Source organism: Altericroceibacterium spongiae (assembly GCF_003610805.1).
Taxonomy (GTDB): domain Bacteria; phylum Pseudomonadota; class Alphaproteobacteria; order Sphingomonadales; family Sphingomonadaceae; genus Altericroceibacterium; species Altericroceibacterium spongiae.
In genome coordinates this window covers 1-7,128 of the sequence record NZ_RAPF01000022.1, presented here as the reverse complement: position 1 = coordinate 7,128, position 7,128 = coordinate 1, and the positions used below count along the sequence as shown (strand labels likewise).

Here is a 7,128-nt window from a genome sequence, read left to right as displayed (position 1 = left end):
CCCCGGAGCTTCTTCTCGCTCACAATCTCAAGGCACTCAAGCTGCCTACGTGCCTGCGAGAGCATCACAAGCTCGCGCGGCAATGTGCCGCAGAAGGCGTCGATCATATCCGCTTCCTCGCCCGTCTCGTCGAGATGGAAATGATCGACAGGGAGCGTCGTATGGTCGAGCGGCGCATCAAGGCCGCGCGCTTCCCCGCCGTCAAAAGCCTCGACACCTTCGACTTCACCGTCATCCCCAGGCTCAACAAGATGCAGGTGCTCGAGATGGCGCGCTGCGAGTGGATCGAGCGGCGTGAGAACGCCATCGCTCTGGGACCATCGGGCACCGGAAAGACGCACGTAGCGTTGGGGCTCGGACTGGCAGCATGCCAGAAAGGGCTGTCGGTGGGCTTCACCACTGCGGCGGCGCTGGTCAGCGAGATGATGGAGGCGCGCGACGAGCGGCGACTACTGCGCTTCCAGAAGCAGATGGTCGGATACAAGCTGCTCATCATTGACGAACTGGGCTTCGTACCGCTCTCCAAGACCGGCGCCGAACTGTTGTTCGAGCTGATCTCTCAGCGTTACGAACGCGGCTCCACCTTGATCACCAGCAATCTGCCCTTCGACGAATGGACCGAAACCTTCGGATCCGAGCGTCTCACAGGCGCGCTCCTCGATCGCCTGACCCATCACGTCAGCATCCTCGAGATGAATGGCGAAAGCTATCGTCTCGCTCACAGCCGGGCCCGCAAGGCCAAAACCAGACCCTGAAAATTACGCAAATGCCGGGGGGAGTGCCCCTCGGGCTACGCCCTCACGCCACTCCCCCCGGCATGTAACACGATGGCCTGGTTTTACGCCGCCCCATGGCCGACTTTTGCTCCGCCGTTGACACCCCTGCAGGTCTTCGTCGACAAGGTGGTCGTCACTGACGCGCAGAACTGTGACAATATCTTTGCTAGGATCGGTCCCGTCGCGATCGAGCGCGGATTTGTTGCCGCGACCGGCGACGAAACGCGGGTGGCGATCTGCATGGAGAACACCGGGCAGGCTGCCGTCGCCACCGTGCAGACACCGGGCGGGGCGGGGACCTACGCGGGCGATGCTGCCATTCACGGCATGCCCGTAACCCATGCTCCGGTGCCGCTGGAGATACGCGATACTGCAGGTTTCTCCCGCGGCGCGGTGCTGCCTACCGACAATGCCGTCGATGTGGTGAACGGCGTTCCGGTTACCTGATCGACAACGGCATGCCCTGCGTGGTCTTCAGGGCTGAGGACGTGGGCATCGCGGGTTACGAGGATCGCGAGACGCTCGATGCCAAGGTAACTCAAAGCGCGGATAGAAGCGATCCGCCTTGCCGTGGGGAGCGGATGAACCTGGGCGACGTTACGGACAAGTCTGTGCCCAAGATGGTGCTTGTCGCGCCGCTGAAGAATGGCGGGGCAGTGACGGTGCGCAGGTTCATCCCGCATCGCACCCATGCCACGATCGGCGTGCTGGGCGCGGTATCGGTGGCGACGGGCTGCCTGCTCGCAGGTTCGGGCGCCGCGCAAGTGGCGCAGGTTCCTGCAGGCCCGCGCAATACTCTCTCTCTCTCTCTCTCTGTCGAACACCCGACTGGCGACATGACTAGCGTGCTCGAAACCGATGAAGATGGCGTGGCGACCAGCGCTGCTCTGCTGCGCACTGCGCGCAAGCTGATGGTTGGGATTGTCTATGTCTGAACGTATCGTTTCCTGGCACAGCGCTCCGTCGAAGGCGCTCTACACTCCGCCCGCAGGCGCGATCGACGCGCATTGCTATGTCTTCGGGCCGATGGCGCAGGTCGCGAAAACCGTAGTGCCCTTCGATAAATGATTTGGTGTACTGATAGTTTGAGGAAGCGTAAGCGCACTCAAAGTTGCCACGCAGAGGGGAACCCCTCAGACGAACGCGACCGAAGCAAAGCTGGATACCGTCATAAGTTCGATACTGACAAATCCTCCGACACCGATCGTCAAAAACATCGCGAGGGCTTGTCGGGCCATCACTTGTCCTGAATTCGCGATCCCCGAAAGATTTATCGCCCAAACGATCGCGCTGGTGAGCAGAAAGCTCTCCCCATTACCTGCGAACACACGGCCGCAAAGTAGAAGGCCAAGAGAGAGAGGGGTATGAGCGGAGCCAGTGAGGGTACTGCCCAGATAGAGGCCTGTCGAAAGCAACAGAACCGGCATGGCGGCCAGGGCAATGGGATGCGCGCCGTGCCTGTCTACCATCGATCCTGCTGCGTGGCGGGACAGGATCGTGGCGCGCGACTGCAAACCGAAAGCCAAACCCGCCAAGGTCGACGCGAGCCCCAACTCCTCCCGCACAAAGGACACGATCGCCGGAAGAGGAATTCCAATGGCGAGAAAGCCCGTGAAAACCATAAGACAAACGAAAGAGACCGGGCCTTCGGTGCGGCAGGCGAGGCATCGATCATCCTGCGGCAGTCGCTTGCATTTTTTGCTCGGTCGCCATGTGGCGTTCGGTGACCCGGGTGCGGCGGTTTATCGAGACGCCCAACCCGATTGCAGCAAAAGCCGCTATCACTGGGAAGACGGCGAGGACAAAATAGACATCGCTGCCTGCAACGCCGACGGAAAGGAGGGCTGCCACAAGCATCGGCGACATAACCTGTCCCAGCCGCGAGGACGCCATTCCCCAACCGAGCCCGGTGGTGCGGATTTCGGTTGGGTACAGGGTAGCGGCGATCGAATGTGCTCCTGAGCCCCCGATACCGATGAGCAGTCCCACGCCGGCGGCCGCGCTAAGGACGAGCGTGAAGCTCTGCCCCGCGACGCCGAGAAGGGCAACGGAACCAGCGCCTAGCATAAGCGCCGGTGCAAGCGCCCTCGCGGCGCCAAAACGATCGACGAGATGTCCGGCCACTGCCATTCCCAATGCACAGCCGAGATTGAAACTTGCCTGGGCAAGGGCGGCATCCGAAACGTCAAAGCCGATGTCGGTAAGCAGGCTAGGCAGCCACACGACCATGATCTTCGTCATTGCATAGCAAAAGAAATACAGCACCCACAAAAGTATGGTCGATGCGAGCAATCCGTTCGTGAAAAGGCGCGAGATCGGTACTTTCTTCCTGCGGGCAGCAACGGGCGTCGCGGTCTGTTCCGAAGCCTCGATGGTGATCCCCAAGGATGCAGCTATGCGTTTGATGCTGTCTGCGCGCCCTCCCTTTGACAGCAGGAAGCGAAGCGACTCCGGAAGATAGAACCACAGGAGAATAAGCGTGAGAAACGGCATGAGTGCGCCGATATAGAAGACCCAACGCCAATCGTAGGAGGCCAGAAGGAAGGCGCTGAAAACGCCGCCGATCGATGCTCCCAGGGGATAGCCTGCGAAGATTGCACTGGCGACCGTGCCTCGCAGCCTTAGGGGCGCGTATTCAGACCCCAAGGCGAGGACGCATGGTATGGCGCCGGCTAATGCGATGCCTGCGGCAAAACGCACCAGCAAAAGCCCGGCAAAGGATGGGGTCAGGGCCGTCAGATAGGTGAATATTGTAATGCCGGAAAGCGCAACGAGTGTCGCGGTCTTGCGACCAAAGCGGTCCGCAAATGGTCCAAAACCCAGCGCCCCGAGGGTCGCGCCGATCTGCGCGATTGAGAAAACCAGTCCAAGGGAGGTTTTCGTTAGCCCGAGGTCTTTAGCCATCAGCGGCGCCACAACCCCGATCGACTGATTATCGATCCCGTCAAGCAGTGCCACCAAGGAGCACAATACAAATGTTCTAATTTGCACTGCGCCAAGCGGTGCGTCATCCAATTGCGCTAGCGCACACGTCCGCTCGTTGGCGGAGGCTCCTATCCCAGGCATTCCAGTCTCCAGCTTCGCCGTTGCGGCATGGTCGCAGCGGAACTTTCGGGCCTCTGTCGCAACCGATCTCTACGTCGGCTTGCTGATCCAGAGACTCGAGCAAGAATACCTCTAGATAGAAGTATTGCAAGAGCCGTACGCGATCGATTTTGGCAGGGGGAGGGGTGGGAAAAACGCCTGTTGCGGCCGACCTGGAACTCTCTTCGGGGGGCATATCGGATCAGAAAAATGAGGAAAACCGATACTTTTGGCTGCTGTTTCCTTCCGGATCGGTGATTTCCGCATCACCGCAAAAAACATCTATATCGAGGTAAATAACCTCTATATAGAACGATTTCTGATGTGTTTCCGGGGGTGCGCAGCACCGCAATGGCCGCCTGTACGGCTCAGGTAGCGGCGTTCTTGGCGTGCCGGGACCCCATAAAAATAGCGACCGCAACGACGGTCACCCTGCGAGAGGATTCAAGAATGCGTGCCTTCTCTGGTGCAGTTACCGGGTTTTTGATTGTTGCGTGCGCTTGTGAGGCGAGCGCTCAGGAAGATGCTGCGCCAGCAGTTCGCGACAAGCCTCGCGAGGAAAAGGAGATCGAGAGCCGGACGTCATCAGGCTCTCGTGTTATCCCTGAGAACGAGCCGTATCCGATGCAGGCGGCAGGTTGGGGTCCTGCTGCCGGACCGTTCTTTGTCGAACGATGGGCTGAAGACTGGTCTCGACTAAGGCGTGATGGTGAGGCGCCTGCCTTAAAGGCCATGCCCCTGATCGGCGATGATGTGACCTTGACGCTCAGTGCGGAAGCGCGTGTTCGCATTGACGCCTACGACGACGCCGCGTTGATGGCAAACAACGATTTCAGTCAGTTGGAGTCTCGCGTAATCGCAGGCGCCGACATGCATCTGGGAGAGCACCTTCGCGTGTATGGCGAACTTGGGAGTGCTCAGGTCGATGGTCATGGGAACGGCTTTACGCCGAACTATAGAGGCACGGTCGCTCCCGGAAATTACCGGAATGATGTGGCGGTCCAGCAATTATTTGCAGAGGCGGCAACGCATGTCGGTGATTATCTGATCGGTGCGATGGTTGGACGGATGGAGTTCTCCGATGGGCCGCGACAGCTGATCGCAATCAGCGACGGCCCCAATCTGCATCGGACATGGAATGGTGTCAGAACATACGTGCATGGCCGCAATTTTCGCGTCGGCGCCTTTTCGTATAAGGTGACGCGGCTTGGCAATGGGGCCTTCGACGAACAGGTAAATGGCGATGAACGTCTTAAGGGGGTGAACGCCAGTATCGTTGTTGCCCGGGCAAAGGGCGCGGGAAATTTCTACCTTGATCCCTTTCTATTTGTGACATCGAATGTCAGGGGCTTGGCTGGCCCGTCGCAAGGGGCCGACAAGCGCAAGAGTTTTGGCATCCGTCTGTGGGGTAGCCGTGGTCCCGTGTCGGTCGATTGGGCCGCCATTCGTCAGACGGGTGAGCACAAGGGCCGAAACATCGATGCGTGGGCCGCGTCGTTGGTTCAAAGCGTGCTCGTGAAGGAAAAGGGCGTTCGAGTTCGTGCGGGATTTCGTCTTGATATGGGCTCTGGAGGCAACAGCTTTGGCACGAATGGTCCTATCAAGAGCTTCAATCAGCTTTACGCGAGCTCGAATTATCTTGGTGAAGGTTTGCTCATCAGCCAGAGCAACGTCGCTATATTTGCACCTACCATTGCCGTTATTCCCACAAAAGGGGTGACTTTTACCGCTGATTACGCTTTTCTTCGCCGGCTCGCGCGCAATGACGCAGTCTATGGCGGTTTGATGCGACCTTATGCTGGAACACAGAACGTTGCCGGTCGGGCGGTAGGCTCGCAAGCCAGGGTCGTGGCTTCCTGGGCAGTAAACGACCATGTCGCCGTGTCTGCCGAAGGCGAGCATCTCTTCGCCGGTAACGTCCTGAAGCGGGCGGGCTATGGCGGTGGGACTTATGGCATGATGAGCCTGACGCTGCGATATTAAGCGGCTTCTCAGCATCGACATAGACGAAAGGCATGCACGATGAGTTTGGGTGAGCCATACCGGGGGCTTGCGCCGGGACAGCGTTGGATGGCGTCGGCGGCAATGTGGTTGGCCATCGGCATGACAACTATCGACGGCTCGATTACAAATGTCGCGCTGCCTGCGATTGGCGCGGCGCTCGATGTTCTGCCTGCAGATTCCATCTGGATCGTGAATGCCTATCAGATCGCGGTCATGATGACTTTGCTTCCGCTCGCGGCTCTGGGCGAGTGGATTGGCTACCGCAAAGTCTATCAGGCGGGGCTGATCTGTTTTGTGATCGCATCGGTCGGCTGTTCACTGTCAAGCAACCTGGAGGGGTTGGCGATATGCAGGGCGTTCCAGGGGCTCGGTGCGGGCGGGGTCATGTCCGTCAATGGCGCCCTCATTCGATACATCTATCCACAATCTAGGGTTGCACGCGGCATAGGCTACAATGCTCTTGTTGTCGCCATTGCCTCGGCAGCCGGACCGAGTGTCGCTGCCATCCTGCTGCAGGTTGCAGAGTGGCCGATTCTTTTTGCGATTAACCTGCCTATCGGCGCATTATCGCTTTTAGCGGGTTGGCGGGCGCTGCCTGACGAGACGGGTGGCGCCAAAGGCTATGCCAAGGGCCAGGCCGTTCTTTGCGCCGCAGGACTGGGGATGCTGGCGCTGTCCTTCGTCAATCTCGCGCAATGGCGTTTCGGTTATACAATTGTATTCGAGGCTGCTTTCGGCGTGACCGCGCTTGTAGTACTGGTGCGCAAGCAAAGGGATTCCTTCAAGCCGATGCTTCCCGTCGACCTGTGTCAACGGCGGAGCAAAAGTCGGCCATGGGGCGGCGTAAAACCAGGCCATCGTGTTACACGCCGGGGGGAGTGGCGTGAGGGCGTAGCCCGAGGGCCACTCCCCCCGGCATTGGCTTGCTTTTCAGGGTCTGATTTTGGCCTTGCGGGCCCGGCTGTGAGCGAGGCGATAGCTTTCGCCGTTCATCTCGAGGATGCTGACGTGATGGGTCAGGCGATCGAGGAGCGCGCCTGTGAGACGCTCGGATCCGAAGGTTTCGGTCCATTCGTCGAAGGGCAGGTTGCTGGTGATCAAGGTGGAGCCGCGTTCGTAACGCTGGGAGATCAGCTCGAACAGCAGTTCGGCGCCGGTCTTGGAGAGCGGTACGAAGCCCAGTTCGTCGATGATGAGCAGTTTGTATCCGACCATCTGCTTCTGGAAGCGCAGGAGACGCCGCTCGTCGCGCGCCTCCATCATT

At 59.3% G+C, this 7,128-nt stretch carries 6 protein-coding genes and 3 pseudogenes; 6 read left to right on the top strand and 3 right to left on the bottom strand.

Translation table 11 applies throughout. The annotated features are described in order from the left end of the window. From istB (D6851_RS17330) to D6851_RS17320, 4 genes and pseudogenes are all read left to right on the top strand, one after another. On the top strand, window positions 1–755 hold a 755-nt coding region (gene istB / locus D6851_RS17330; protein ID WP_147395518.1), incomplete at its 5' end, for an IS21-like element ISSsp5 family helper ATPase IstB. 72 nt (window positions 756–827) lie between these two features. Then, entirely contained in the window at window positions 828–1,223 is a 396-nt protein-coding gene (locus D6851_RS18245) for a PrpF domain-containing protein (protein WP_274379070.1), read from the top strand. A 20-nt stretch (window positions 1,224–1,243) separates the two neighbouring features. Further along, window positions 1,244–1,711, top strand: coding sequence for a PrpF domain-containing protein (locus D6851_RS18240; protein WP_274379069.1), 468 nt, complete (start codon window positions 1,244–1,246; stop codon window positions 1,709–1,711). Then, window positions 1,704–1,811 (top strand): annotated as a pseudogene (locus D6851_RS17320) (2-pyrone-4,6-dicarboxylate hydrolase); the annotation flags it as partial. The gene D6851_RS18240 and the pseudogene D6851_RS17320, both read left to right, overlap by 8 nt. A 98-nt stretch (window positions 1,812–1,909) precedes the next feature. On the opposite strand, the gene D6851_RS17315 reads toward D6851_RS17320, so the two are convergent. Next, a complete protein-coding gene (locus D6851_RS17315; RefSeq protein WP_120326093.1) occupies window positions 1,910–2,398 on the bottom strand; it encodes an MFS transporter in 489 nt (162 codons plus the stop codon). Between the two features lie 49 nt (window positions 2,399–2,447). Then, the gene (locus tag D6851_RS17310) at window positions 2,448–3,791 is read right to left on the bottom strand and encodes an MFS transporter (protein ID WP_183030171.1); all 1,344 of its coding nucleotides are present in this window, start codon (window positions 3,789–3,791) and stop codon (window positions 2,448–2,450) included. Between the two features lie 519 nt (window positions 3,792–4,310). Between D6851_RS17310 and D6851_RS17305 the strand changes: the two genes are divergently transcribed. Both D6851_RS17305 and D6851_RS18125 read left to right on the top strand, forming a co-directional pair. Next, window positions 4,311–5,843: an alginate export family protein gene (locus D6851_RS17305; protein ID WP_183030170.1), complete on the top strand. Its 1,533-nt coding sequence runs from the start codon at window positions 4,311–4,313 to the stop codon at window positions 5,841–5,843. 39 nt (window positions 5,844–5,882) lie between these two features. After that, window positions 5,883–6,548, top strand: a pseudogene (locus tag D6851_RS18125) (MFS transporter); the annotation flags it as partial. A 246-nt stretch (window positions 6,549–6,794) separates the two neighbouring features. Here the strand turns inward: D6851_RS18125 and istB (D6851_RS17855) are convergent. Next, window positions 6,795–7,128: pseudogene (gene istB / locus D6851_RS17855) on the bottom strand (IS21-like element ISSsp5 family helper ATPase IstB); the annotation flags it as partial.

Coding starts and splice junctions, on each gene's coding strand:
- D6851_RS18245 (WP_274379070.1), top strand. CDS start 828: ATGGCCTGGTTTTACGCCGCCCCATGGCCGACTTTTGCTCCGCCGTTG.
- D6851_RS17315 (WP_120326093.1), bottom strand. CDS start 2,398: ATGGTTTTCACGGGCTTTCTCGCCATTGGAATTCCTCTTCCGGCGATC.
- D6851_RS17305 (WP_183030170.1), top strand. CDS start 4,311: ATGCGTGCCTTCTCTGGTGCAGTTACCGGGTTTTTGATTGTTGCGTGC.